Genomic DNA, 25,691 nt, shown 5'->3' with positions numbered 1-25,691 from the left:
AAAAGTGTGAAGCGGTTTTCCCGGGAAAAGCGCATAGCGCTTTCCGTAGGGAATTGCGTCAGAATAAAAGACACTCACCAGCCACGCTCTGTCCAGCGCCAGAACAAGGAAGTTTCGATGCCCATCCCCGCCCCCTTCGTCTCCAAGCCCATGGACATCGAGAAGGACTGGATCGACTACAACGGCCATCTCAACATGGCCTACTACAACGTGCTGTTCGACCGCTGCTCGGACGAAGCCTTCGAGGCGATGGGCATGGGGCTGGACTACGTGAAGCAGCGGCGGCTGACCATCTACACGGCCGAAGTCCATGTCTGCTACGTGCAGGAACTGCATCTCGACCACAAGGTCACGGTCTCCTTCCAGCTCATCGACCACGACGACAAGCGGCTGCGGGCCTACCAGGAAATCCGCCATGTCGACGGCTGGCTCGCCGCCACCTCAGAAACCCTGTCACTGCATGTCGACATGTCCGGGCCGAAAGTGGCGCCCTTCCCCGCCGATGTGCTGGCCAAGGTCGAAGCCATGCGCGCCGCCCATTCGGTACTGCCGATGCCGGAGCGCGCCGGCCGTTCGATCGGTATCAAACGCAAGTAGGGCGAAGCCGACACCCATCTCGTGTCCGAACAGAGCGACCGGGCTTCAAAGCCACACCGGTAGTCCAAAATCGCAAAACCCTGGAATCGGCTGGCACCAGCGCTTGAAGCGGCTTGGCGCCCGCGTTAACCTTACCGAGTTTTTAACGGGAACAAGCCAATTGAGCCGTTGAACGACTCAGCGGAGCGGTCGAAAACGATCCGCACGGGGTTTTGATACGGGCGGCGGGGCGAAGCCGGTTCGAGGGACGTGCATGAAAACCGACATCAAGGTCGAGGTAGACAGGCTGGCCGCCGATCCGCGCATCACTGACTATGATTTCTGGCGTTCGCTCAAGAACGTCGACAACGAGATCTTCCACATCGCCAACAACAATGAGCCGATTCCGTTCGACATGATCCGCTGGCGCAGCATTTTGAAACGTGCCCGCCTGAAGCGTGGCCACGCGTAGCGCCGGCGAGTCGGCCAGTGGCCGATGCCGCCCTCTTTCCTGAGGAGCCGCACGAAAAAATCGAGCAAGTGTATCGAGTTGCGCTTCACGGCCGGCGTTTGATCGCCGCCAACGGCGAGCGCGCCGTCACCGGCGACGACTGGATGATGGCCGTGTTGGTCATCGCATAGGGGATGATCCGGTCGATCACCCGTTCAAGCTCGGCAACCGAGCCGACATGCGCCAGCGCGATGAAACAGTCCTCGCCGGTCACCCGGTCGCATTGCGCGATCTCCGGCAGTTCGCGGATGATTTCGGCTACGACAGCCAGTTGCCCCGGCACCGGCCGAATGCGCAGCCATGCCGACAGCGGCAGGCCAAGTGCCGCGGGGTTGATCCGGACCGAATAGGCTTCGATGACGCCGCTTTCCTGCAGCCGCTTGATGCGTTCGGCCACGCTCGGCGCCGACAGGCCGACCGAGCGCGCCAATTCCGCCGTGCTGGTGCGCGCATCCTTCTCCAGCAGGCGCAGGATCTTCATATCCGCCGCATCCAGATCGATATTTTCTGTTCGAAGGCGTTTCACAGAAAACTCCTTGAGTTCGGGGGTAAGATGGCCAGTCTTGCCAATCATCTTCCATATAAATCGGGAAAATCGCCTGCGATACTGATCCGATGGTCAATCAGACACAAGCCCCCATTACCAGCCCTGCCCTTGCCGGCGCTGCTCTCGGCGGGCTGGCGACAAAACTGCCGCCGCATGTCTGGTTCGGCGTCAGCGCCGTCTTCCACTATCTCGGGCCGGCATTCGCCGTGTTGCTTTTTCCGCATGTCGGCGTGCTCGGCATGGCATGGCTGCGCATCGCCACCGCCGCCCTGATCTTCGCGCCGTTGACTCGCCCGTGGCGAACCCTCGCCCGCGCCGATCGCCCAACGCGGCTGTTGTTGCTGGCCTTCGGCGCCTGTCTGGCGGTGATGAACTGTTCGTTCTACCTGGCGCTTGACCGCTTGCCGATCTCGCTGGTGGCGGCAATCGAGTTCGTCGGCACCATTGGCGTGGCGGTGATCGGCCTCAGGAGCCTTCGCAATCTCGTCGCCCTTGCCGTTGCCGTCATCGGAACCTTGCTGCTCATCGACGTCAAATGGTCCGATGATCCCGTCGGGCTGTTCTGGGCCTTCCTCAACGGCGCACTGTTCGTCGGCTACATCGTGCTTGGCCACCGCATCGCCCGCTCGGGCGCGGGCGACGGCATCGCCTGCCTTGGCGCGGCGATGGCGGTCGCCTTCATCGTCGTGCTGCCGATCGGCTTCACCGATGCGCTGCCCGCCTTTTTCTCACCGCCGCTGTTGCTCGCGGCCATCGGCGTCGGCATCTGCTCGTCGGTCATTCCCTACATTTGCGACCAGCTCGCCATGTCGCGCCTGCCGCGCTCGAGCTTTGCACTGATGCTGTCGCTGCTGCCGGTCACAGCGACACTGATCGGCGCCATCGTGCTCCACCAGATTCCAAGCCTGACCGATTGCCTCGGCATTGCGCTGGTGGTCGCCGGCGTCGCCTTCCACAAGCCGGCATCCGCTAACTGAGCGCCAGAAATAAAATAACTTCAATCACTTACAGAAGTCACGCGCTGGTTCCCGTTTACGACCGACTGCGACAACAAGCTCAAGATTGAACCAATTCCGCATCTGAGCCGTTGTCCCCACGAACCGGCTTGGAGTGACAAGATGGACTGGAAACGGACCAGGGAACCTGCCGACGCCTGGCACATGACGGACGACCTTCATGTCGAGCACGGCAAGGGCGACCCTTTCGCGGCAGCTATCCGTGCCACACGCATGTCGATGATCATCACCGATCCGCGGCAGGCCGACAACCCGATCGTCTTCGTCAACGACGCCTTCCTGCGTCTGTCCGGCTATGAGCGGCACGAGGTGCTGGGCAAGAACTGTCGGTTCCTGCAGGGCTCGAAAACCGACAAGGCAACGGTCGACCTGCTGCGCGAGGCGATCGCGGAGAAGGTCGATGTCAGCGTCGACATCCTGAACTATCGCAAGGACGGTTCGACCTTCTGGAACGCGCTGTTTATCAGCCCCGTCTCGAATGATCGCGGTGAACTGCTGTTCTTCTTTGCCTCGCAGCTCGACGTCTCGGATCGCAAGCGGTCCGAGCATCGCATGACAGCCGACAAGGAGCGCTTCGAAAAGGCGGTTAAGGAGCGCACCAGGGAACTCGAAGCCGCGCTCGAGGCGCAGACAACGCTGCTCCACGAAGTCGATCATCGCGTGAAGAACAACCTGCAGATGATCTCCTCGCTCATCGTCATGCAGAGCCGCACCATCAAGGATGCAGCGACGAAGAAATCGCTGACCACCATGCTGGAGCGCATCGAGGCGTTGAGCACCGTGCATCGCCGGCTCTACCAGTCGAAGGACGTCAGCAGGTTCGATGTCGCCGAGTTCGCCAGGGATCTTGTAACCGACTTGTTGACGGCTTCTGGGCGCGCCGAAATCAAGTCGACGCTCGATCTCGAACCGATCGTCATTTCGGCGGAGAAGGCGACCCCTGTCGCCCTGATGGTCAACGAGCTTGTCACCAACGCCTTGAAGCATGCCTTCAAGGAAAAGCCCGACGGCACCACGGCGGGCCGCATCGGCATCAAGATGAGCCAACCCGATGGCCACTTCAACATCGAGGTGTCCGATGACGGTGTCGGCATGGCCGACGCCAGCGGCGACGCCTCATTCGGCATGCGGCTGATCAAGTCGCTTGCCCGCCAGTTGCATGCCGATATCGAATGGCGCGACGCCGGCCCCGGCACGAAGGTCGTCATCTCGATGCCGAACGAACCGCAGCAAAAAGGGAATGTGTCATGATTGAACCGCTCAAGGTCCTGATCGTCGAGGACGAAGCGCTGCTGGCGATGGAACTGGAAAGCCTTGTCGAGGAAGCCGGCCACAGCGTCGTGGGCTGGGCAACCTCCTCGACCGAAGCCAAGGCCATGGTGGACTCGACGGAAGCCGACATCGCCTTTGTCGACATCCACTTGACCGATGGTCCGACCGGCGTCGAGGTCGCCGAATACATTGGCGAGAAGAAGAACTCGATGGTCGTTTTCATGACCGCGAACCCGAAGCGGATCCCCGATCATTTCGCCGGCGCGATCGGCGTCATCGCCAAGCCCTATACGATGAACGGGCTGATGTCCGCGTTGCGCTATCTGCAGGAAGGCGTGCACCGGCCGCCCCCGAAATCCGTGCTGCCGGCCGGCTTCACCCTGTCGCCAGCCTTCAAGACGGTCTGGGCGCCGGCGGCCTGACGCTGATCGCTACGCCAGCTTCTGCTTGAGGAAAGCGATCGTCCTGCCCCAGGCAAGGTCGGCCGCCTTCTTGTCGTAGCGCGCTGCCGAAGTGTCGTTGTTGAAGGCGTGGTTTGCGCCTTCATAGACATAGACCGCGTATTCGACATGTGCCGCGTCTAGCTCTTTCTTGAAGGCGTCGATGCCGGCATTGGTGCGCTCGTCGAGCCCGGCATAGTGCAGCAGCAATGCCGCCTTGATCTTCGGCACGTCGGCGGCCTTCGGCTGCATGCCGTAATAGGCAACGGATGCGCTGAGATCGGGCGCGTTGACGGCCAGCATGTTTGCCGTGCCGCCACCCCAGCAGAAGCCGACGGCGCCGACCTTCCCGTTGCCGTCCTTGTCGGCCTTCAGGAAGGCGACGGTCGCCACGCCGTTGGCAACCGTCTGCGTGGAGTCCAGTTTGGCGAACATGTCGCGCGCCTTGTCTTCATCATTCGGCGTGCCACCGAGCGGTGACAGGAAATCAGGGGCGAGCGCCACGAACCCCTCCAGCGCCACGCGCCGCGCCACGTCGCGAATGTGCGGGTTGAGCCCTCTGTTCTCATGGATGACGATGACGGTGCCGAGCTTGCCCGACTGGCCGGCCGGCTTGACCAGATAGCCCGTCATCTCGCCGGAGCCGCCGGGATAGGTGATGTCCTCGCCTTTCACGCGGGCATCGTTTTCGGCGACGATAGCCGCCTGGGCGGAGTTCGCCGCCAGAAGCGGCGCGATTGCGGCCGCCGCCGCGCCCGATCCGGCAAGCCGGGTCAACTGTTCCATGAAGCGGCGGCGATCGAGCGTCAGATGCGTGTATTCGTCATAGGCATCGATCATCGCCTGGGTGATGGCGGGCTTTGCTTGTGTCGTGGCGGCTGATTTCGTCATGGCGCACTCCTGGCTTCGAGCTTCGATACCCAGGCTACATAGGGATCGAGCCGGCACGGTCCAGTCGTGCATTCACCCGGCCATCGATCGCCTCCAGGCGTCGACCGGCAGCCATGCCGCGCGGCCAGCAAAGCCGGTGCCACGGGCGCCCCCGTCATCACTTTTTGGTCATCGGCGACAAATCCTTCAGGCCCTGCCACAATAGTAAGAGAAACTCCCTGCTATCGATGGCACCTTGCCGTGTACCTTCACGTCCCGCCCCAGAAGGAGCGACACCGATGACCTTGCCTTCCCCGATGCTCGCCAGCGCGTTCGTCCTTGCCGTGGCTTCCGCCCTGGCACTGCGCTCGATGGTTGTGAATGCAGGCAGGCGATGGTTGGTCTGGGTCCGCGGTGAACGGAACCGGCGTACCGACACGAAAACCCAAGGTTGAGGTGAGACCATGAACGTCCAGGATATCGTCAACACCGTCTCGCAAAAAGCGGGTCTCGACCAGGCGACGACCGAGAAGGTCGTCGGCACCATTTTCTCGGTCCTTGAACATGAGGCGGAAGGCACCAGCGCCTCGTCGTTCTTCGCCAAGATCCCCGGCGCCGACGACCTTGCCCACCAGTATGACGTGATGGCCGCCGCCCCAGCCAGTGGTGGCGGCTTCCTCTCATCGCTGCAGGGCGCGCTTGGCGGCGTTCTCGGCGAGAAGGCCGGCGCGCTGGTCAACGGCCTCGCCGCGCTCAAGGCATCCGGGCTCGATTTTGCACAGATCCAGAAGGCTGGCGAGACGCTGGTCCAGCAGGCCGAAGCGGCCGCCGGCCCCGACCTCACCAACCAGGTGCTCGGCTCGGTGCCCAGCCTGAAGAGCCATCTCGGGCTTGGCTAAGACGTCGCCAAGACGACACGGCATCGAGGTAGGGCACCCCTATTTTGGCAGTGCGTAAGCCATCACATAATCTCCCGGCTTGGTGCCGACCGAGCCGTGGCCACCGGCGACGATGACCACGAACTGGCGTCCGTCGGCCACCGTGTAGGTCATCGGCGTCGACTGTCCGCCGGCCGGAAGCCGCGCCTGCCACAGTTGCTTGCCCGATGTCAGGTCGTAGGCGCGCAGATAGTCGTCGACCGCGGCACCCAGGAAGGCGACCCCGCCGGCGGTGATCATCGGCCCGCCAATGCCCGGCACGCCGACCTTCAGCGGCAGCGGCAGCGGCGTCATGTCGTAGACGGTGCCGTTGCGATGCTTGTATGCGATTGCGCCGGTCCTCAGATCCACGCCAGCGACATAGCCCCAGGGCGGCGCCTGGCAGGGAACGCCGAGCGGTGACAGGAACGGGCCCATCACCACCGCATAGGGAGCGCCCTCGTTGCGGTTGAGCCCCTGTTCGCTGCCGCGCCCCTCGTCCGGCGGCGGTACCTGATCGCGCGGAATGAGCTGCGACTTGAACGCCAGATAGGTCGGCATGCCGAACATCACCTGCCGGACCGGATCAACCGCCACGCCACCCCAGTTGAACGTGCCGAAATTGCCGGGATAGATCAGCGAGCCCTGTACGGAAGGCGGCGTATAGCGGCCTTCGTAGAGCAGGCCCTGGAATTCGATCCGGCATGCCAGTTGGTCGAACATGGTGATGCCCCACATGTCGGCACCTGTCAGTGGCTTCGGATTGAAGGAGAGGTCCGATGCCGGCTGGGTCGGGGACGTGTGGTCGCCTTCAATGGCGCCGCCGGGCGCCGGCACTTCCTTGACCGCAACCACCGGCTCGCCGGTGCGCCGGTCGAGCACATAGAGATCGCCCTGCTTGGTCGGTCCGACCAGCGCCGGCACGACGGTGCCGTCGGCCCTGGTGATATCGATCAAGCTCGGCTGCGCCGGCACATCCATGTCCCAGAGGTCATGGTGCACCGTCTGCCGCACCCATTTCAACTGCCCGGTGTTGAGATCGAGCGCGGTGATCGAGGACGAGAATTTCTCGACATTGGCGCTGCGTCCGGCGCCGAGCTGGTCCGGCGTCTGGTTGCCGAGCGGCACGTAGAGCAGCCCAAGCTTCTCGTCGGCGCTCGGCGTCGACCACATGTTGGGCGAGTTGGCAGTGTAGGTCTGCCCAGCCGTCAGCGGCGTCGTCTGATCCGGATTGCCGGAATCCCAGTTCCACAGCAGCTTGCCGGTGGTGACGTCATACGCACGGATGACGCCGGACGGCTCCTGCGTCGAATAATTGTCGTTGACCGCGCCGCCGACGATGATCTTGCCACCCACGATCAGCGGCGCCGATGTCGAGTAATAATAGCCCGACTTCGGATAGGGCATGTTGGTCAAGAGGTTCAGCGTGCCGCCCGCGGCAAAGGCGGGACAGACCTGCCCGTTTGCGGCGTCCAGCGCGATCAGCCGCGCGTCCGAGGTCGGCAGATAGACGCGGTTTCCGCAGGGCTGGCCGGCGGCGATGGCTGCATCGGCATAGTAGGAAACGCCCCGGCAGGTCTGGTGCTGGCGGTCCTTGTCGAGCTTGATCTTGGGATCGTAGCGCCATTTCTCCTTGCCGGTCGCGGCGTCGATGGCGATGGCGAAATTGTGCGGCGTGCAGATATAGAGCGTGTCGCCGATCTTGAGCGGCGTCACCTGATAGGTGGTCTCGCCGACATCGTCCGGTCCCTTCACATCGCCGGTGCGATAGATCCAGGCCTGCTGCAGGCTGGCGACATTGTCCGGCGTGATCTGGTCGAGCTGCGAATAGCGCTGCCCGAACGGCGTGCGGCCATAGAAGTGCCACTCGCCGGCCGGCACGTCGCCGCCAAGATTGGCGTTGGGAATCACCTTGTCGGTGTCGAGTTCGCCGGCAATGTCCTTTGGGTCCGTCGTCATCGAATAGCCGGCCACCGCCAGTGACGCCAGCACGGCAAGAATGAGCGGCGCCCTGCCGTCAGGCCCGGCAAGGCCCCGCCTCGCCCATGGCGTCAACAGCCACAGCGCCACCAGCACGATGATGCCGCCGCGCGGACCCAGTTCCCACCAGTCGAAGCCGGTTTCCCAGACCGCCCAGGCCAGCGTGCCGAGCACGATCGCCGCGTAAAGCCACAACGCGATGGATCTCCGCCGGTAAAGCAGCCAGGCGGCGACCAGGAAGGCGAGACTGGCGATGATGTAGTACCAGCTGCCGCCCAGCATCGCGAGGCGGATGCCGCCGCCGCCAAGTGCCAAGCCGATGAGGAAGAGAATGAGGGAGGTGATGGTGACAGCCAAGATGATACTCCTTCGACTGTTGCGCTCCGCGGCGCGGCCATGGGCAACCCGGCATTGCGTCCCCGTCCCGGACACAACTTTCCCCCGCCTGCCGCGCCTGTCAAGCGCCCACCACACGCCCTGGTGGCGCCCATTCCGCTGGCGTTTGTTCACCACGCCGGTTGTTGCACAGGATGAGCGGCCGGATACCGCACTTTACCAGAACAAAACGTAGACACTTCTGGCCTTTCGCCGCCGAATCACTACATTCGGGGGGAAGATGTCCGGCTTTTCCGAAGACATGCCCTTTTTTGACGAACCCAATGCGCGGCCCACGGCCCCGTCGGGCATTGCCGCGCGCGCCATGGCGGCCCGCAGTGGCCACAACAGCGCGCCGGACTATCTGAAGGGGTTGAACCCTGAGCAGCGGCTGGCGGTGGAAACCACCGAGGGCCCGGTTCTGGTGCTGGCAGGCGCCGGCACTGGCAAGACGCGTGTCTTGACCACCCGCATCGCCCACATCCTCGCCACCGGCAAGGCCTTCCCGTCGCAGATCCTCGCGGTGACCTTCACCAACAAGGCCGCGCGCGAAATGAAGACCCGCATCGGTCATCTGGTTGGCGAAGCGGTCGAGGGCATGCCGTGGCTCGGCACCTTCCACTCGATCGGCGTCAAGCTGCTGCGCCGCCACGCCGAACTGGCGGGCTTGAGATCCGACTTCACCATCCTCGACACCGACGATGTCGTGCGGCTGATCAAGCAGTTGATCCAGGCCGAAGGGCTCGACGACAAGCGCTGGCCGGCCAAGCAGTTCGCGCAGATGATCGACGGCTGGAAGAACAAGGGGCAAGGGCCGGCCGACATCGCCGAGGGCGACGCCCGCGCCTTCGCCAACGGCAAGGGCCGCGAACTCTACAAGGCCTATCAGGCGCGGCTGCAGACGCTGAACGCCTGCGACTTCGGCGATCTGCTCTGCCACCCGATCCGCATCTTCCGCGCCAATCCGGATGTGTTGAAAGAGTACCACAAGCGCTTCAAATACATCCTCGTCGACGAGTATCAGGACACCAACACCGCCCAGTACATGTGGCTACGCCTGCTGGCCCAGCGGCCGGATGCTGGACGCCCCACGACATCGACGGATCTGCGACCGGCCGAAGGCCGCAAGCCCGACCGGGCGTCGGCCGGCCAGGCCGCCCCCGCGGAGGCCAGCGAGCGAAGCTCGCGTGCGGCCGTGAGCGATAACAAGGTCAATATCTGCTGTGTCGGCGACGACGATCAGTCGATCTATGGCTGGCGCGGCGCGGAGATCGACAACATCCTGCGCTTCGACAAGGATTTTCCCGGCGCCACCATCATCCGGCTGGAGCGCAACTACCGCTCCACCGCACACATACTGGGTGCAGCCTCCCATCTCATCGCCCACAATGAGGGCCGCTTCGGCAAGACGCTGTTCACCGACCGCGATGAGCCCGAGGACGGCAAGGTGCATGTCCACGCCGCCTGGGATTCCGAGGAGGAAGCCCGCGCCGTCGGCGAGACCATCGAGGCCTATCAGCGCCAGAAGCACAATCTCAACGACATGGCCATCCTGGTGCGCGCGTCCTTCCAGATGCGCGAGTTCGAGGACCGCTTCGTCACGCTCGGCCTCAACTACCGCGTCATCGGAGGCCCGCGCTTCTACGAGCGCATGGAAATCCGCGACGCGCTCGCCTTCTTCCGTGTCGTCGCGCAAGGCGCCGACGACCTTGCCTTCGAGCGTATCGTAAACGTGCCCAAGCGCGGGCTGGGCGAAGCCACCATCCGCCAGATCCACGACACGGCCCGCGCGCTTCGCGTGCCGATGCTTGAAGCCGCCGCCAAGCTGGCCGAAAGCGACGAATTGAAGCCGAAACCGCGCGCCGCATTGCGCGAGGTATCGGCCAATTTCGAGCGCTGGCAGAAGGCGCTGGAGACCACGCCGCACACCGAGCTTGCCGAGACCATCCTCGAAGAGAGCGGCTACACCGACATGTGGAAGAACGACCGCTCGGTTGAAGCCCCGGGCCGGCTGGAGAACCTCAAGGAGTTGATCCGCTCCATGGAGGAGTACGAATCGCTGCGCTCCTTCCTCGAGCATGTCGCGCTGGTCATGGACGCCGAGCAGAACGCCGAGCTCGACGCCGTCAACATCATGACGCTGCATTCGGCCAAGGGCCTCGAATTCGAGACCGTCTTCCTGCCCGGCTGGGAGGAAGGCCTGTTCCCGCACCAGCGCGCGCTCGATGAAGGTGGCCGTTCCGGGCTGGAGGAAGAGCGCAGGCTTGCCTATGTCGGCCTGACCCGCGCCAAGAAGAACCTGCATCTGTGGTTCGTTTCCAACCGCCGCATCCACGGCCTTTGGCAATCGACCATACCATCGCGCTTCCTCGATGAACTGCCGGAAGCCCATGTCGAGGTCGCCGAAAGCGGCAACTCCTATGGCGGCTACGGCAATTCCTATGGCGGCGGCTCATTCGCCCCGGGCCGTGGCGGCCAGGGTGCAGGCAGACAGAACCCCTACGGCGCCTCGCGCTTCGACAGCGTCGGCGGCAACAATGGCGGCGCGGAAAAATCCGGCGCCTTCTCCAACACCTACGCGACGCCGGGCTGGCAGCGCGCGCAGGCCAACCGCACCGAGGCAACCGACCGCAACTGGGGCTCGCGCTCCGGCCACCAGGTCGAACGCATCGGCTATGGCGAAACCGATTCCGGCTATGGTGCCGGCCGCACCTCGGTCAAGGGCCGCACCATCGACGGCGAACTGGTCGCCAAATCCGTCGCCGACAAACCATCGGCCTTCAGCGTCGGCGACCGCGTCTTCCACCAGAAATTCGGCAACGGCAACATTTCCGCCATCGAAGGCAACAAGCTGACCATCGACTTCGACAAGGCCGGCCAGAAACGCGTGCTGGACGGGTTCGTGGCGGCGGTGTGAAACGGGCGGTGCCCCATGTTGCCTCCCCGCCCCCAGATATCGAAACCCAGCGGGCAACGGCTCTGGATTGTTCCGGCCTATCGCTCGGCGAATTGGGAAAGTCCCGTGGACTGGAGATCGGCTGCGCGTTTTCCGGACATGCCGATCCGCGGTATCGCAGGCTACTTGCGCATCACTGCCGGCTGATCGTGCCCGAATGGCAGTTGAAGCCACGATTTCTGCGCCCACGCCGTGCCGCGCCGTACAATTTCGGTCCGGCGGATGCGATCGCCGGCTTCGCGGCTTCCAACGACATGGCATTCCACGGCCATACGCTGTTCTGGCACGAAGAGCCGATCCGCTGGGCGCAAAGTGAAAACTTCGAGCGGGTGAAGCGCAGCTATGGCGGCTTCATCGGCGATGTCATGCAACACTACCCCCAGGCGATCTCGTGGGATGTCTTCAACGAGATCGTCGGGGAGCAGGCACCGTTGCGCGACGAATTTTTCGTCCAGACCTTCGGGCTGCGGTTCATCGACTACTGCCTGCGCCTCGCCGGGGATTGTGCCCCTGCCGCGCGCCTCGCCCTCAACGATTACAATCTGGAATGCGCCACCGATTGGTCTCAGACCAAGCGGGACAACATGTTGCGGCTGATCGAGCAGATCAAGGTCATGGGCAGCCCGCTGCATGCGATCGGCATCCAGGGCCATCTGTCGTCGATCCGCAAGGCGTCGGCCGAATCCACGGTGCGCTTCATCGACCTGTTGGCGGATCTCGGTCTCGACGTCTTCATTTCGGAACTCGACGTCAACGACTCCATCATGCCCGCCGACATTGCGGTTCGCGACGTTGAAGTCGCAGCCTACTACGAAGAGTTCCTGGCAGCGGTATTGAGCCGACCGGCCGTCAAGCGCCTGGTGTTCTGGGGTATCTCGGATTTCGACAATTGGGTGGTTCGGCGCCAGACCCGGGAAAGGCGCCGATCCGGCAAGGCGCGCCCGGCCCTCTTCGACGAACGGCTTCAGCCGAAGCCGGCTTTTGACGCGGTGGTGCGCGCATTGCTGAACGCACCGCCACGCTGAGAGCCGCCGCAGGACTAGGCCTTGACCACCCGATCACAGACAATGCCGTTGCGCTGCATGGCGTTGCGCGTGTCGATGATCAGCCGCGAATGGTTGGCCAACAAGCCGTAGTCGATCCCGTCATGATCGGTGACGATGACCACGGCGTCATAGGCGCCGATGGAATCACGGCTGAGCCGGATGCAGTTCTTGCCGGCAAGTGTCGGGTGCTTGCGTGTCTTTGGGATGCGCGCAACGTGAGGGTCGTGATAGGCGATGTCGGCAGCGCGCGTTTCCAGCAATTCGATCAGCTTCAGCGCCGGGCTTTCGCGAACGTCGGAAACGTTCTTCTTGTAGGCGACGCCGACGATGAGGATGGACGCCTGGCTGAGCGGCAGGCCAAGATGCGTGTCGAGCGCTTCCGTCAGCTTCGTCATCACGTAATGCGGCATCGAGACATTGATCTCGCCGGCGAGCTCGATGAATTTCGTCGACACTTCGAACTCACGCGACTTCCATGTCAAATAGAACGGGTCGATCGGTATGCAGTGGCCGCCAAGCCCGGGCCCGGGGTAGAAAGGCATGTAGCCGAACGGCTTGGTCTTTGCCGCCTCGATCACTTCCCAGATGTCGATGCCCATGGCGCCGTAGATCACCTTGAGCTCATTGACCAGGGCGATATTGACCGCTCGGAAAATGTTCTCGGTGAGCTTCACCACTTCGGCGACCTTGATGCTGGAAACAGGAACGACCTTGTCGACGATCGCGCCATAGAACTGCGCAACCAGCGCGGCCGCGACCGGACCATCTCCGGCGACAACCTTGGGAATGGTCGTGGTTTCGAATCCGGCGCTGCCCGGATCTTCGCGTTCGGGAGAATAGCCGAGAAAGAAGTCACGCCCCGATCGATAGCCCCCCGCTTCGAGGATCGGCTTCATCACCTCATCCGTGGTTCCGGGATAGGTGGTGGATTCAAGAACGATCAGCTGGTCCTTTCTCAAATGCGCGGCGATGGCGCGCGTCGTGTTCTCGACAAAGGATAGGTCGGGCTCGCGCTGCTTGGTCAGCGGCGTCGGCACGCATATGGAAACGACATCGCATTCAGCGAAAGCCGCAAAGTCGGATGTCGGCCTGAACGACCCATCCGACATGACGGACTGTAGCGTCTCGTCCGTGACCGCGCCGATATAGGAGCGGCCGGTCTTCAGCTTTTCGACCTTGCTGTTGTCGACGTCGAAGCCGATCACCTTAAAGCCGGCGCGCGCCGTCGCCGCCGCCAACGGCAGGCCGACATAGCCGAGACCCACGACGCCGATCGTGGCTGTACGCATTTCCAGTTTTGAAAGGAGCACCGCTCCTCGCGATTGCCCGACCAGTACCGTCATGTCACGCCTCCTGCTCATACAGCGGACGTGTTCCGACGCTGTATCTTGAAGTTTTACGAGCCGCGATGCTCGGGAAGCTGGACAGGCTGACTGGCGTCGCGGTTCGCGCCCACAGGGCAAAGCGCAACCTTTGTGCCAGTTTGAATTCCGGGAAGGATTCCCGCCCTGCGAATGGCGCAGGAGGTGGGAAAACGAGCTTTTCGGCTGCTACGGAAGCATCGGCTTGTCAAGCCTCATCGGTGTTCCATTTTCGGACACCATTGTTGCAAGATAGCGCACATAATGCCGGTTGCTCAAAAAAACATAATGATTACAGCGGCGTAATTAACCAAAGCCGTTGACCATATCGTTAACGATTAGTTGCATTGCCTGTGGAAATGTTCTTTTCATGCGAAAAGCGCACAACGATTAAGTGCGATTTCCCCCGCACTCAATGCTGGATTGCCCATATGAACAAAACCAAAGAGCTCAAGTGCCTGATCGCTGGCGGAGCCGGATTTGTGGGAACCAACCTCGCCCGCCGCCTTCTCGAACAGGGCGCCTCCGTCGACTGTGCCGACAACTTTTCGACCGGTCGAAAATCCAATGTCGCGGATCTTGCGCGGTATCCGAAATTCCGTTTCCTGAAGCTCGACATCGCCGATGCCGCTTCATGCAGTCGCCTGTTGCGTCGCCGCTACAGCCACGTCTACAACCTGGCCTGTCCGACAGGCGTTCCCAACATCGCGCTGCTCGGTGAAGAAATGCTGATGGCCTCGTCCCTCGGCGGGCTGAACCTGCTGAAGGTGGCTCGCCGGTCGAAGGCCAAATATCTCTTTGCCAGTACGGCGGAGGCCTATGGCGACCCCGAGATTTTCCCGCAGCCGGAAAGCTATGTCGGAAAGGTCGATCCCGTCGGCCCGCGCAGTCCCTATGAGGAGGGAAAACGCTTCGGCGAAGCCCTGACCCGCTTCTGGGGGCGCAAGCACAACGTCGACGTTCGCATCGTGCGCATCTTCAACACCTATGGTCCCGCAATGTCGCCGGACGACCAGCGTGTCGTCCCGCAGATGCTGTCGCGGCTGATCGCCGGCAAGCCGGTGCCGATCTATGGCGATGGCAGCCAGACCCGCACCTTCCTGCATGTCGACGATCTCGTACGCGGCCTGCTGACGGTGATGGAAAAGGGCGAAAGCGCCGAGGTCTACAACATCGGCGGCGCCACGCAGATCACCATCCGCGAGCTGTTCCAGCTGGTGAAAACAGCAACCGGTCTTCTCGGCAAGGCCGTCTTCGAAAAGCACTTCATTGCCGATCATCGTGGCCGCTGGCCCGACACCACCAAGATACAGGCGCTGGGCTGGCGCCAGCAGGTGGCACTCGCGGACGGCATCCGCCAAAGCCACCGGGATCTGCTGGCGTCCATCGAGGCCCGTCGGGTCACGAACAACGCCCCCCAGGTCAAACGTCCCGCCTTGGTCGAACGTCGCCCCTCCGGTCCCCATCCTCAGTGGCAGACCTTGCCATGACCGACGTCGCCGCGGCCAACGTCCTGATGATGGTGCTGAGCGCGTCGCTCGGCATCAACATCGCGTTCTGGTGCGCGGTCGGCCTCGCCAGGTTTGTCGCCGAGATCGGCTCGGGAAGGCGTATCGAAAATCCGACCGCAATCGGCATTGCCGATGTTGCCGTCGTCATTCCGGCCCACAACGAAGAAATTGCGCTGCCGAAATGCATTGCGGCTCTGACGGCGATCATTCCGGCAAGACAGATCTTCGTCGCCAGCGACGGGTCTCGCGACGCCACCGTCGCCATCGCGCGCGCCGCCGGCTGCCGGGCGCTCGACATCCAGCCGAATGGCGGCAAGGCCAAGGCGATCGACAAGGCAATCAACCACTATCGCCTGTGCGATCGTTACCAGGCCGTGCTGATCCAGGACGCGGATTCGGAAATCGACCGGCACTATTTCGAACATGCCTTGCCGTTATTCGATGATCCGAACGTGGCGGCAGTGGCGGGCCACGTGTTGTCGCGCTGGCGCGAACAGCGCTGGCCGAGCATGGATATGCTCTATGCAGCGTACAGGACGCGCCTCTACCGCATCCTGCAGACGGCGTTCCAGTACGGGCAGTCCTGGAAATGGACGAATGTCAGCTACATCGCGCCCGGCTTCGCCAGCATCTACCGCGCGAGTGCCCTGCGCCAGATCGACATCACGGCGCCCGGCCTCGTCATCGAGGATTTCAACATGACCTTCGAGGTTCAGCGCAAAGGGCTGGGCCGCGTTGCCTATTCGCCCAAGGCGCGGTGCTCGTCGGAAGATCCGTTCACCCTCGACGATTACCGCAAGCAGGTTCAGCGCTGGTATCTCGGTTTCTGGCAGACAGTGCGGCGCCACGGGATCTGGCCGAGCCGCTTCTGGCTATCGCTGGGCGGTCTGCTTGCGGAACTGCTCGTCATCTCGCTTTTTGCGCTGGCGCTCCCTTTGGCCGCCATCCTCTATCTGGCGACGGGCGTCGAAACACCAGCCCTCTCGCTAAGCGAACTCGCCGTGCACCCCGTATCGCCGCTTGGCCTCCTGGCACTGTTTCTCGCCGTCGATTACGCGCTCACCTTTGTTGTGGCAGTCATCGAATGCCGGCCGAGCATGCTCCTCTACGGCATCGCGTTCCCGGTCATTCGGCTTCTCGACGCAGCGCTCTTCCTGCGCGCGCTGTTCAAGTCATTCTCCGTGCAATCCGATGGCCGTTGGGTCAGCCCGGAACGATACACGGCGGTCGTTCCCGCAGGGAGGTAGAGATGAACATAACCCGTCGCACCGCTGTTCTTGGTGGCCTGGCGATGCCGCTGCTGGCATTGGCGGGCAAGGGCATTTCGCGAACCGAGGCCGCCGAGAAATTGCCCAACCCACTGATCGTGACGATCAGCGGGCTCGATGCCACGGCAAAGTCTGCCCGGCTCGCTGCGCTTACCGATGCGTTCCTGACCCGCAAGGTGCCGATCCTTGTCACGGTCGCGCCCGTCGATCCCGCGGGCAATTTGCTCGATTACAATTCCGAAGTGGCCAAATGGCTGCGCCAGACGGCCCTGCTCAATACGGACGGTATCGAATTCGGCGCGCACATAAACACCATCACGTCGGACGATCCGTACTTCCAGGCACGGCAGGCCAGCGACATCCAGGCCGCGTTTTCCTACCTCGTCAACGAATACCAGAGATATCAGTCGAAGGCCGTGATCACGGCTCTGACGATGACAACCAATTCGCCGCTGCGCTCGCACCAGGACGCGTCGTCGCTGCGCGCGGCCGGAATCCGTTCGCTCATCAGGCTGCGTGGCGGGCTCGAGGACAAGGTCAGGCTGCAGCCCGAGGATGGCGGCTACTGGAGCACCACCACCGACCTGGTCAACGTCTTCGCCTCCGTCCTGACCTCGACCAGACCGGCGGTCGCGGGAGCAGCACCGATGGACGTGCCCACCCTCGGCGCGAACATCGCCGGCCTGGCTGCCGGCGGCAATCCGATCGTTGTCGATGTTCCGTTTGCCGCGTTGGCAGGCCTCGGCGACCGCGATCTCGCGGATTACGCAGCCAATGTCGCACAAGCAGTTCTTTCCGCCATATCGACGGGCAAGGTGCGGGGCATTCTGCCGAAGAAACTCTACGTCCAGAGCAAGCAGACCAGCCGCCTCATCGTCGTCCGGGTCGATGATCTCAGGCTGGACACCGACACCGACCCGAGCCACATGGCTTTTGTCTACGGGCTGATCGAGGACGGTTACCCCGTTACCGATGCGATAATCCCGTCGCCGCGGTCGGGCCTTTTGTCCAAGGATGAAAAAAGCAAGGCATTTCTGCGCGCCATGCTGCCGGAAAAGCACTACGACATCGCCGCGCATGGCTGGAACCACACGCCGCAGGAACTGCTCGGCAATTCGTCGCAAAAGGATTTCGACCTGATCAGGGACGGCATAAGCGAGGTCTATCGCTCGACGGGCAAGTTCCCGATCTCCTACATCCCGCCCAACGACGCCTTCGACGACAACACGCTGAATGCGCTGGCTGCCACCGGGACACCTGTTTTCAGCGCCGAAAAAGGCGATCTGCGCCGGTTCAGCGGCCTCGACAGTCGCGGCATCCTGCATGTCTCGAACACGATGAAATTCGAGAAGGCCTGGACCCCCGACCTTCCCTATTTCACCAAGCAGCAGGTGCTCGACTATTTTGGCACCGAGAACGATGCGGTGTTCTGCATCCATCCAGGCACTGCCAATACGCCTGAAAAGCAGGCATTGATCCTGGACATGCTGGCCGAACTTTCCAGCCAGCGCGGCACGAAACTCGTGAACTTCGACGAATATTACCGCGCCGTCAGTCCGGCGATGCCCAAGGTCGATCTCATTCGAAGCGCGCGCGCCGATGTATCCGTGCGCGACTGGAAGAGACCGGATCCGTATCCGCTGGACGACGGCGTGCTGAAGGCGGACGCGGCCCTGGCCTGGAGCTATTTCGACTGGGGCGCGAAGAACTACAACGGCATGGTCCCGGCCACGTCATGGATCGAGTTCGGCAAGCAGACGGGTTATCCGTTCACGACGATGTGGGACGTGGGATCGCACATCCTCGCCGCCTTGTCGGCCGAACGCCTGGGCATCATCGGCCAAGCGGAATTCGAGACGACCATCAGCCGCATCATTGCGTTCCTGGGAGAGACGAATTTCCGCTATGCAGGCGGAAAATTGCCCCACTCCGAGCGGGCGCTGAAACCGCAAGACGGCCAGCGCGACGGCTTCGACAGCGCCGACACCGGACGCCTGCTGATTGCCCTCAAGATTCTCGACAACCACACAGCCGGCGCATTCCCTGTTTTCGATCTCGTGTCCGGCTGGTCCTTCAAGCCCGTGCTCAAGGGCGGCGAAATGCACATCGTGAATGACAAAGGCCGGATCTCTTCGGTCCATGCGAACAGCTACGCCGGCTATGCCGGTCGCGGCTACAGCCTCTGGGGCGAAGAGATCAAGCCAGTCTTCGGCATGACGGATCCCGGCCACAGCATGGACGACGCGGTTCTCGCGCTGACGGAAATCCAGCGTCGGGGCCGCATCGCCACCGAACCGCATGTCACCGAGGAGATCGAGCTCGGCGGTTCGCCGCATGGCCGCCTGATGGCCGATATCCTCTATGCGGCTCAGCTCAAGCGCTACCGCGAAACCGGAATAGCCACCTGCGTCACCGAATCCGCCATGGCCGGCGCGCCCTACTTCACCTACCAGGGCTATCAGTTGACCGACAATGGAGGAACCTTCAGCGTCGATACGCAGAAAACCTCGGCGCCCGACAAGGCAGCCAAACTTGCTGATTCATTGCGCCTGGTCAGCGCCAAGGGTGCATATCTCTGGCATGCGGCGCGTCCCGGTGACTATTCGAGCACCCTCGTCGAGCTGATCAGGAACAAGGCGAAAATGCCCGGCATGGGATTCTCCTCCGGCATTTCGGAAAAGACGGGCAAAGCCGTCCCCGTGACCGACATCAACACCAACGGCATCATCCTCGAGGCCGTCGCCTATATCCTTGGCGGGCGAAAGCCGCTCCTGCTTTCCGAGGGGGCAGCCTAAAGGCCGGTGCCTTCCGAACAGCTGTTCACCGATAGCGCGCCTGGTTCCATTTATGGCCGAGCAGCGACAGGATGATGATCAGCCCGTTGAAGAACTGGACGTAGAAGCCGCTCAAGCCCGCTGCCACGACGCCAGTCTGGATGAACGAGACCGTGACGGCGCCGATCGCGCCACCGACAACGGTGCCGATGCCGCCCCAGGTCGGCGTACCGCCGACGAACACCGATGCCAGCACCGGCAAGAGATAGCCGTCGCCGGCCGTCGGCCACCAGGTGAAGTTGATCATCACCGAAAAGGTGCCGGCGATCGCGGCGCCGATGCCGACAAAGACGAACACCTTGACCCGCACACGCTTGACGTCGATGCCCATCTGCTGGGCGCTGTCGGGGTTGTCGCCGGCCACCCTCACCTGCGCACCGAAGCGGTGGCGGTTATAGAGCATCGCCGACAGCACGACGAAGGCGATGGCCCAGAAGATCTGCACCGGAATGCCATAGACCTGGCTGGAGAAAATCTTGTAGGCCCAGCTGTCGGCCAGGCTGGTCAGCGCCATCGACTTGCCCTCGTTGATGATCTGGATCAGGCCGCGCAGCAGGAAATTCATGCCGAGCGTGGCGATCAGCGATGACAGCCCGCCATAGACGACCAGCGAGCCGACCAGGAAACCGAGCAGCATGCCGGTGACGAGCGCGGCGGCGGTGCCGAGAAACGGATCGTAGCCGGCCTGCACGACCAGGGCGAAGACCCAGGAAGCAAAACCCATCGTTGCCGGAAACGACAGGTCGATCTCGCCGCAGGTGACGACGAAGACCAGAGGCACCACCACGAACAGTGCCACCGGCAGCGTGGTCAGCACGGAACTGTAGAGGTACCAGGTGGTGAAGACGGTCGGGTTGGCGATCATGAACACCGCCATCATGACGATGAACACGCCGAGCGTGCCGAGTGCGGCGCGGTTGTCGAGGACGAAACCGCGCAGCCAGTGATCGGACGGGTGTTTCCACTCTTTCCGGGCTGGCTCGCCGCGCGACACGCCGAGAGGGTTCTGCAGATTGGGTTCCATGGCCTTGCTCACAGCGCTGCGCTCCCCACGTCACCGGCCTCGTGCAATCCCGGCAATCCGCCGGGATGCGCCACGTCTTCCATGAAGTTGATGAGATCTTCCGCCGACTTGACCTCGCGCCGGTCGGCCGTCAGCGCCACCTTGCCGCGATCGAGCACCACGAAGCGGTCGGCGATGTCGAAGACGTGGTGGATGTTGTGGCCGATGAACAGGATCGAGCGGCCGCTCGCCCGCACCTGGCGCACGAAATGAAATACCTTGGCGGTCTCGGTCAGCGACAGTGCCGTCGTCGGCTCGTCGAGGATGATCAGTTCCGCCTGCTTGTAGATGGCCCGCGCGATCGCCACGCCCTGGCGTTCGCCGCCCGACAGCTGGCCGACGATCGAATGCGGCGTGAACACTTTCGAGGTGAAGCCGATCTCGCGCATCAGCCGGCTGGCCTCCTCGATCTCCTTGCTGACCTTCAGCCAGCCAAGCCAGCCGGTGAGCTCGCGGCCCATGAAGATGTTGCGCACGATCGTCTGCTGCACGGCCAGCGCCCGGTCCTGGAACACCGTCTCGATGCCGGCTTCGCGCGAGCGCGCCGCGCTCCATCCGGTCACCGGCTTGCCGCGGATGAGGATTTCGCCGCTGGTCGGCTTGACCACGCCGGAGAGGATCTTGATCAGCGTCGACTTGCCGGCGCCGTTGTCGCCGATCAGGCCGACCACCTCGCCGCGGTCGACGCTGAGATTGACCCCGCCCAGTGCATAGACGTGGCCATAGGACTTGCTGATGTCGCGCAATTCGATGATGCGTTCGGCCATGGCGGTCCTCGCTTCTGTTGTCGCATCCCGGCCTCGTTGCCGGCAGTCCTGCCGGCCGGGCTCGGCCCGGCCGGCAGCCTTGGGAGGTCAGCGCAGCGCCTGCTTGGCGAGCTCTGAGACGATCTCATAGTTCTGCGGCGTGACGAAGCCGGCACCGGTGTCGACATTCATCGGCGCCAGCCCCAGCACCACTTGCTGGCAAAGGCTGAGGATCGGCAGATAGCCCTGCATGAACGGCTGCTGGTCGGCCGTCAGCTGCACCCAGCCGCCCTTGAAGCCCTCGACGATCTGCGGGCTGGTGTCGAAGCCGAAATTGAAGACATCGCCCGGCTTCCGCCCTGCGGCCTGCATGTAGGTCGGCACATTGCCGAGCATCTGCCCACCGGGATAGCCGACCGCCTTCACAGTGGGATTGTTGAGCAGTGCAGCGGTGATCACCGGGATCGCGAGATTCGGATCGGCTGCCCACTCGGGTACAGAATTGATTTGAATGACGTCGACGCCGGCCTCTTTCAGCGCGGCCACCGTCCCACGCTCGCGTGCGCCCCGGCTCTCATTGTCGAACGGGCCGATCATGATCGCCTTGTCACCGGACTTCAGCCCGGCCAGCTTGAACGCCTCGGCACCGAGCGCGCGGCCCTGCTGCTCCTGCTGGGCGCCGACATAGCCGCCGCCGAACGCCGCCGTCACCTTCGGCACCGGCACGTTCTGGTACATCATCTTGATGCCGTCCTTGTGCGCCTGCTCGGCCAGCGGCATGATCGCGTCATCACCGGGATGGCCCATCATGGCGATACCGCCGGGCTTGACCGCGACGGCCTCGCGCAATTGCTGCACCATCTTTTCGACGTCCCAACCGGAGAAGATGTAGTCGACCTTCGGTCCGAGATCGGCGGCCGCCTGCTTGGCGCCATTGTAGACGATGGTGCCGAAGGCGTCGCCCTCGGCGCCACCGACGAAGAAGCGGATGTGAACATCCTTGCACCATTGAGCGTCGAGCGCCCGCGCCGGCAAGGTGGAGATTGCGGCGGCAAGCACCGTGGCCGCCGCCACGACGGTCGAGCGCGGAAGTGTCCTTCTCATCGTCATGCTCATGCACTTATCCTCCCTTTGTTTCCTCGCTAGCCGAGGGTTTTCGACGATCGCTTCGGCAGTGCGCCGCAATCTTCGCTGGCCGGCCCTCCCGCCGGCCCGCACTCACGCCGGATTCTGCAGGTAGCTGGCACCTCCCCGGCATTGCTTGAGATAATCCAGCGCCCGCGCCTGACCGGTAATTTCGAGGTCGCCGCGATAGACCGGATCGTGCCAGCCCTCGATGTCGATGGCGCCCTTGTACCCGGCCAGCCGCAATTCGCTGATCACCCTCGTCCAGTCGCTGTCGCCAAAGCCCGGTGTGCGCATCTGGACGAACGGCAGGCGGCCGAACACGCCGTGCTCGCGGATCACGTCCCAGCGGACCGTCGCGTCCTTGCCGTGGACATGGAAGATGCGCGGCGCCCATTTGCGGATCTGCGGGATCGGGTCGATCAGGTAGACGAGCTGGTGGCAGGGCTCCCATTCCAGCCCGAGATTTTCATCGGGCAATTCGTTGAACATCAGCTCCCAGGCGTCCGGGTTGTGGGCGATGTTCCAGTCTCCACCAGCCCAGTTGCCGTCCATGGCGCAGTTCTCGAAAGCGATGCGCACGCCCTTGTCGGCGGCGCGCTTTGCCAGCGGCCCCCACACTTCCTTGAAGCGCGGCAGGCTCTCCGGCAGCGGCTTGCCGCGGAGGCGACCGGTGAAGCCGCTGACCGTCGAGGCGCCGAACAGATGCGCGTTGTCGATCACCGTTTCCCAGGCCTTGAGCACGCCGCGATCGACATCGCCGCTCTCCAGCGGATTGCCGAAGACGCCGATCGAGGACATTGTGACGTCGGCATCGCCGATCGCCTCGCGGATCTGACCGGCCAGGCGCGGCAGGTCCTTGCCGCCCAGCGTCTGCCAGAAGAAGGGCTGGATGCTCTCGAATCCCAGCGGCAGGATCGCCTTGATGTAGGCGGCCGGATCATCGAGGTTGGCCCGCACCATGGTGCCGATCCGGATGTCGAGAAGCGGGTTTGGCATCATTGTCCTTCCTGTGTGGGGATCGCCACCCGGCGCCCGGTCTCGGCGCTCTCTATGGCGCCGAAGACCATGGCCAGGCTCTTGATGTTGTCGGTGCCGCGCGTCTCCGGCTCGGTGCCGGTCTCGATCGCGCGCATGAAATCCTGGATGATGCCGAGATGGCCGCCGATGCGGTCGGCTGGATCGAGCGGCGGAACCTCGATCGCCTCGATTTTGTCGAACAGGCCGTCGCGGCCCGGCACCACCACCTCTGCCTTTAGCGCGTCGTTGCCATCCCAAATGAGGCTGCCGCGCTCGGCGACGATGCGCCATGTGCTTTCCCAGCTGGTGCGGAAGCCGACGGCGCACCAGGAGCCGGCATAGGTGAACCGCTTGCCGCCGCCGAGATCGAAGACCGCGGCTGCCGACGATCCCTGCCGGTACCAGGAATTGGCCGGCTCCCATTCCTGGCAATAGACGCCGGCCGGTTCGCCGGCGACCATGTAGCGGGCGGCGTCGAATGTATGGATGGCCATGTCGAGCAGCAGCACATGCGCCATTTCCTCGCGAAAGCCGCCGAAATGCGGCGCGACGAAGAAGTCGGCATGGATGCTGGTCGCGGCACCGATGGCGCCGGAGTCGAGAAAGCGCCTGATGCGCCTGACATTGGCGACATAGCGCCGGTTCTGGACGACGGCATGGACACGCCCGGCTTGGCGCGCGGCCTCGACGATGGCGCGCGCATTCTCCGGACTGTCGGCGAGCGGCTTTTCCGTCAGCAAATGGCAATGATGGGCAAAGGCGGAGAACGCAACCGCGCGCCGGGCGGCGGGAACCACCACGTCGAACACGGCGTCGGGCCGGGTCTGGTCGAGCACGACGTCGAGGCTGGTGCCGATGACGGCCCTAGTGAGATCGTATTCGCGCGCCCGCGCCTTCGCCCGTTCGGCGTCGAGGTCGACAAGGCCGACAATGGCAAGCCCGTCGATCTGCCTGGCGGCATCGAGCCACTGCCTGCTCATCGCTCCGCAGCCGACGAGGACGACATTCATCATCCGGCATTCCTCCCGTCCGGTCCCTCCAGACCGAATGTCACGGCATTCACGGCATCACCGTAAACGTTTTTCCGTAAACGTTTACGAGAACACACCCGATAGCGTAGAATGTCAATCGGCTGCCTGCGAAAATCATCCCGAAGCCTTGGCCTGAGCGGCAGCCGGTGCTAGCCAAGGTCGGGGGAGAACTGTCCTTGGCGTCCAGCATCCACGACCTTGCGCGTCACCTGAACATTTCGATCGGCACCGTGTCGCGGGCGCTGAATGGCCGCGCCGACGTCAATGCCGACACCCGCCAGCGCGTGCTCGAAGCGGCCAAAAAGCTCAACTATTCGCCGAACCAATCCGGCCGCAGCCTGCGCCAGGGCGCCACCCGTTCGATCGCCTTCATGCTGCAGCCGCATCCCGGCGACCAGCAATATGGCGAACCGTTCTTCATCCCGTTCCTGACCGGTCTGCAGGCGCGGCTCGCCGACTATGACCTGGATCTGATGGTCGTCATGGGTGAGCCCGGCCAATATCAGCAGGAGAGGCTGCGCCGTGTGGTTGAGACGCGCCGAGCCGACGCGGTTGTGTTGGCCAACACACGGCGGGAAGACGATCGGATCGATTATCTCAGCAAGGCCGGCTTTCCTTTTGCAACGCTTGGCCGAAGTCAATCCGGCGGCGACACCTATCCTTCGCTCGATATCGATTTCGAGAGGGCGGGTGATGAAGCCGTCGACCGGCTGGTCGCGCGCGGCCATCGCCGCATCGCTGCCATCCGCCCTTCGCATGATCTCAACTTCGGCTACCTGTTCCTGGACGGCTATCGCAAGGCGCTGGAGCGGCACGGCATTGAAGTCGACCCCGGCCTGATCGCCGACGGCTTCATCAACGAGGCCGGCGGCTATCAGGTGACGGCGGACGTAATGCTCTCCAAGGATCGGCCCACCGCCATCATCTTCAACAATGACGCCATGGCGCTCGGCGGCTGCAAGGCGCTGGCCGAGATGGGCATCCGGCCCGGCCATGATATTGCAGTGATCGTCATCGTCGACACGCCGCTTTGCCGCTATTTTTCCCCGGCGCTGACCGCCTTCCGTCCGTCGCTGGAGCCGATGGGACAGCGGCTGGCCGAAATGCTGCTGGCTTCGATCCCGGCCTTCGCCGGTCCGGAAGGTCCCCGCATCATCCGCGAGGTCTGGCCGCTGGAACTGGTGGCGCGCGACAGCGATTGATTTGACGCAGCCGCTGCCACGTCA

21 protein-coding genes are annotated in these 25,691 nt (G+C 63.2%); 12 read left to right on the top strand and 9 right to left on the bottom strand.

Annotation, left to right across the window (positions count from 1 at the left end):
* Positions 1–117 precede the first annotated feature (117 nt).
* Together BLS48_RS18890 and BLS48_RS18885 are read left to right on the top strand one after the other, a co-directional pair.
* Positions 118–597 (top strand): thioesterase family protein, encoded by a 480-nt coding sequence (locus BLS48_RS18890; protein WP_091580437.1) that lies wholly within the window; start codon positions 118–120, stop codon positions 595–597.
* 253 nt (positions 598–850) lie between these two features.
* Positions 851–1,048, top strand: coding sequence for a hypothetical protein (locus tag BLS48_RS18885; RefSeq protein ID WP_013894716.1), 198 nt, complete (start codon positions 851–853; stop codon positions 1,046–1,048).
* A gap of 85 nt (positions 1,049–1,133) precedes the next feature.
* On the opposite strand, the gene BLS48_RS18880 is transcribed toward BLS48_RS18885, so the two are convergent.
* Positions 1,134–1,613: an Lrp/AsnC family transcriptional regulator gene (locus tag BLS48_RS18880; protein WP_091580605.1), complete on the bottom strand. Its 480-nt coding sequence runs from the start codon at positions 1,611–1,613 to the stop codon at positions 1,134–1,136.
* Positions 1,614–1,702: 89 nt separating this feature from the next.
* On the opposite strand from BLS48_RS18880, the gene BLS48_RS18875 reads away from it, so the two are divergent.
* The 3 genes from BLS48_RS18875 (at position 1,703) to BLS48_RS18865 (ending at position 4,344) form a co-directional block, all read left to right on the top strand.
* Positions 1,703–2,611 carry an EamA family transporter gene (locus tag BLS48_RS18875; RefSeq protein ID WP_091580435.1) on the top strand — a complete coding sequence of 303 codons (909 nt, stop codon included), beginning with the start codon at positions 1,703–1,705 and terminating at the stop codon, positions 2,609–2,611.
* Positions 2,612–2,752: 141 nt separating this feature from the next.
* Complete coding sequence (locus tag BLS48_RS18870) at positions 2,753–3,901, top strand: histidine kinase dimerization/phosphoacceptor domain -containing protein (RefSeq protein WP_091580433.1); 1,149 nt, start codon at positions 2,753–2,755, stop codon at positions 3,899–3,901.
* A complete protein-coding gene (locus BLS48_RS18865) occupies positions 3,898–4,344 on the top strand; it encodes a response regulator (RefSeq protein WP_091580431.1) in 447 nt (148 codons plus the stop codon). The genes BLS48_RS18870 and BLS48_RS18865 overlap by 4 nt, the downstream gene beginning before the upstream one ends.
* A gap of 9 nt (positions 4,345–4,353) precedes the next feature.
* Here BLS48_RS18865 and BLS48_RS18860 read toward each other — a convergent pair whose 3' ends face one another.
* Positions 4,354–5,253: a dienelactone hydrolase family protein gene (locus BLS48_RS18860; RefSeq protein WP_091580429.1), complete on the bottom strand. Its 900-nt coding sequence runs from the start codon at positions 5,251–5,253 to the stop codon at positions 4,354–4,356.
* 443 nt (positions 5,254–5,696) lie between these two features.
* Between BLS48_RS18860 and BLS48_RS18850 the strand changes: the two genes are divergently transcribed.
* Positions 5,697–6,131 carry a hypothetical protein gene (locus BLS48_RS18850; protein WP_091580424.1) on the top strand — a complete coding sequence of 145 codons (435 nt, stop codon included), beginning with the start codon at positions 5,697–5,699 and terminating at the stop codon, positions 6,129–6,131.
* Between the two features lie 39 nt (positions 6,132–6,170).
* Here BLS48_RS18850 and BLS48_RS18845 read toward each other — a convergent pair whose 3' ends face one another.
* Complete coding sequence (locus BLS48_RS18845; RefSeq protein ID WP_091580422.1) at positions 6,171–8,486, bottom strand: glucose/quinate/shikimate family membrane-bound PQQ-dependent dehydrogenase; 2,316 nt, start codon at positions 8,484–8,486, stop codon at positions 6,171–6,173.
* A gap of 259 nt (positions 8,487–8,745) precedes the next feature.
* On the opposite strand from BLS48_RS18845, the gene BLS48_RS35965 reads away from it, so the two are divergent.
* Both BLS48_RS35965 and BLS48_RS18830 read left to right on the top strand, forming a co-directional pair.
* Positions 8,746–11,421, top strand: coding sequence for an ATP-dependent helicase (locus BLS48_RS35965; RefSeq protein ID WP_208604643.1), 2,676 nt, complete (start codon positions 8,746–8,748; stop codon positions 11,419–11,421).
* Positions 11,418–12,485 (top strand): endo-1,4-beta-xylanase, encoded by a 1,068-nt coding sequence (locus BLS48_RS18830; protein ID WP_342028520.1) that lies wholly within the window; start codon positions 11,418–11,420, stop codon positions 12,483–12,485. The genes BLS48_RS35965 and BLS48_RS18830 overlap by 4 nt, the downstream gene beginning before the upstream one ends.
* A gap of 14 nt (positions 12,486–12,499) precedes the next feature.
* Here BLS48_RS18830 and BLS48_RS18825 read toward each other — a convergent pair whose 3' ends face one another.
* Positions 12,500–13,849 (bottom strand): nucleotide sugar dehydrogenase, encoded by a 1,350-nt coding sequence (locus tag BLS48_RS18825; protein WP_091580416.1) that lies wholly within the window; start codon positions 13,847–13,849, stop codon positions 12,500–12,502.
* 449 nt (positions 13,850–14,298) lie between these two features.
* Between BLS48_RS18825 and BLS48_RS18820 the strand changes: the two genes are divergently transcribed.
* Genes BLS48_RS18820 through BLS48_RS18810 form a run of 3 tightly spaced genes read left to right on the top strand, consistent with a single transcriptional unit; the run spans position 14,299 to position 19,441 of the window.
* A complete protein-coding gene (locus BLS48_RS18820; protein ID WP_167365143.1) occupies positions 14,299–15,357 on the top strand; it encodes an NAD-dependent epimerase/dehydratase family protein in 1,059 nt (352 codons plus the stop codon).
* Positions 15,354–16,625: a glycosyltransferase family 2 protein gene (locus tag BLS48_RS18815; RefSeq protein WP_091580411.1), complete on the top strand. Its 1,272-nt coding sequence runs from the start codon at positions 15,354–15,356 to the stop codon at positions 16,623–16,625. The genes BLS48_RS18820 and BLS48_RS18815 overlap by 4 nt, the downstream gene beginning before the upstream one ends.
* A 2-nt stretch (positions 16,626–16,627) precedes the next feature.
* A complete protein-coding gene (locus BLS48_RS18810; RefSeq protein WP_167365142.1) occupies positions 16,628–19,441 on the top strand; it encodes a DUF3131 domain-containing protein in 2,814 nt (937 codons plus the stop codon).
* Positions 19,442–19,466: 25 nt separating this feature from the next.
* On the opposite strand, the gene BLS48_RS18805 is transcribed toward BLS48_RS18810, so the two are convergent.
* The 5 genes from BLS48_RS18805 to BLS48_RS18785 form a co-directional block, all read right to left on the bottom strand.
* Positions 19,467–20,516 (bottom strand): ABC transporter permease, encoded by a 1,050-nt coding sequence (locus BLS48_RS18805; RefSeq protein ID WP_091580405.1) that lies wholly within the window; start codon positions 20,514–20,516, stop codon positions 19,467–19,469.
* Positions 20,513–21,310 carry an ATP-binding cassette domain-containing protein gene (locus BLS48_RS18800; protein ID WP_091580403.1) on the bottom strand — a complete coding sequence of 266 codons (798 nt, stop codon included), beginning with the start codon at positions 21,308–21,310 and terminating at the stop codon, positions 20,513–20,515. Before BLS48_RS18800 ends, BLS48_RS18805 begins: the two co-directional genes overlap by 4 nt.
* A gap of 87 nt (positions 21,311–21,397) precedes the next feature.
* Complete coding sequence (locus BLS48_RS18795; protein WP_091580400.1) at positions 21,398–22,405, bottom strand: substrate-binding domain-containing protein; 1,008 nt, start codon at positions 22,403–22,405, stop codon at positions 21,398–21,400.
* Positions 22,406–22,507: 102 nt separating this feature from the next.
* Complete coding sequence (locus BLS48_RS18790; RefSeq protein ID WP_208604642.1) at positions 22,508–23,413, bottom strand: sugar phosphate isomerase/epimerase family protein; 906 nt, start codon at positions 23,411–23,413, stop codon at positions 22,508–22,510.
* Positions 23,413–24,447 (bottom strand): Gfo/Idh/MocA family protein, encoded by a 1,035-nt coding sequence (locus BLS48_RS18785; RefSeq protein WP_091580396.1) that lies wholly within the window; start codon positions 24,445–24,447, stop codon positions 23,413–23,415. Before BLS48_RS18785 ends, BLS48_RS18790 begins: the two co-directional genes overlap by 1 nt.
* Positions 24,448–24,641: 194 nt before the next feature.
* On the opposite strand from BLS48_RS18785, the gene BLS48_RS18780 reads away from it, so the two are divergent.
* Complete coding sequence (locus BLS48_RS18780) at positions 24,642–25,667, top strand: LacI family DNA-binding transcriptional regulator (protein WP_091580602.1); 1,026 nt, start codon at positions 24,642–24,644, stop codon at positions 25,665–25,667.
* The last annotated feature ends 24 nt before the right edge of the window (positions 25,668–25,691 follow it).

The sequence above is a fragment of the Mesorhizobium qingshengii genome, from assembly GCF_900103325.1.
GTDB classification, from domain to species: domain Bacteria; phylum Pseudomonadota; class Alphaproteobacteria; order Rhizobiales; family Rhizobiaceae; genus Mesorhizobium; species Mesorhizobium qingshengii.
Note: the sequence above shows the minus strand (reverse complement) of the source record. Positions and strands in the feature narration are given on the sequence as shown.

Coding starts and splice junctions, on each gene's coding strand:
- BLS48_RS18890 (WP_091580437.1), top strand. CDS start 118: ATGCCCATCCCCGCCCCCTTCGTCTCCAAGCCCATGGACATCGAGAAG.
- BLS48_RS18885 (WP_013894716.1), top strand. CDS start 851: ATGAAAACCGACATCAAGGTCGAGGTAGACAGGCTGGCCGCCGATCCG.
- BLS48_RS18875 (WP_091580435.1), top strand. CDS start 1,703: ATGGTCAATCAGACACAAGCCCCCATTACCAGCCCTGCCCTTGCCGGC.
- BLS48_RS18870 (WP_091580433.1), top strand. CDS start 2,753: ATGGACTGGAAACGGACCAGGGAACCTGCCGACGCCTGGCACATGACG.
- BLS48_RS18865 (WP_091580431.1), top strand. CDS start 3,898: ATGATTGAACCGCTCAAGGTCCTGATCGTCGAGGACGAAGCGCTGCTG.
- BLS48_RS18860 (WP_091580429.1), bottom strand. CDS start 5,253: ATGACGAAATCAGCCGCCACGACACAAGCAAAGCCCGCCATCACCCAG.
- BLS48_RS18850 (WP_091580424.1), top strand. CDS start 5,697: ATGAACGTCCAGGATATCGTCAACACCGTCTCGCAAAAAGCGGGTCTC.
- BLS48_RS35965 (WP_208604643.1), top strand. CDS start 8,746: ATGTCCGGCTTTTCCGAAGACATGCCCTTTTTTGACGAACCCAATGCG.
- BLS48_RS18825 (WP_091580416.1), bottom strand. CDS start 13,849: ATGACGGTACTGGTCGGGCAATCGCGAGGAGCGGTGCTCCTTTCAAAA.
- BLS48_RS18820 (WP_167365143.1), top strand. CDS start 14,299: ATGAACAAAACCAAAGAGCTCAAGTGCCTGATCGCTGGCGGAGCCGGA.
- BLS48_RS18815 (WP_091580411.1), top strand. CDS start 15,354: ATGACCGACGTCGCCGCGGCCAACGTCCTGATGATGGTGCTGAGCGCG.
- BLS48_RS18810 (WP_167365142.1), top strand. CDS start 16,628: ATGAACATAACCCGTCGCACCGCTGTTCTTGGTGGCCTGGCGATGCCG.
- BLS48_RS18800 (WP_091580403.1), bottom strand. CDS start 21,310: ATGGCCGAACGCATCATCGAATTGCGCGACATCAGCAAGTCCTATGGC.
- BLS48_RS18795 (WP_091580400.1), bottom strand. CDS start 22,405: ATGAGCATGACGATGAGAAGGACACTTCCGCGCTCGACCGTCGTGGCG.
- BLS48_RS18790 (WP_208604642.1), bottom strand. CDS start 23,413: ATGCCAAACCCGCTTCTCGACATCCGGATCGGCACCATGGTGCGGGCC.
- BLS48_RS18785 (WP_091580396.1), bottom strand. CDS start 24,447: ATGATGAATGTCGTCCTCGTCGGCTGCGGAGCGATGAGCAGGCAGTGG.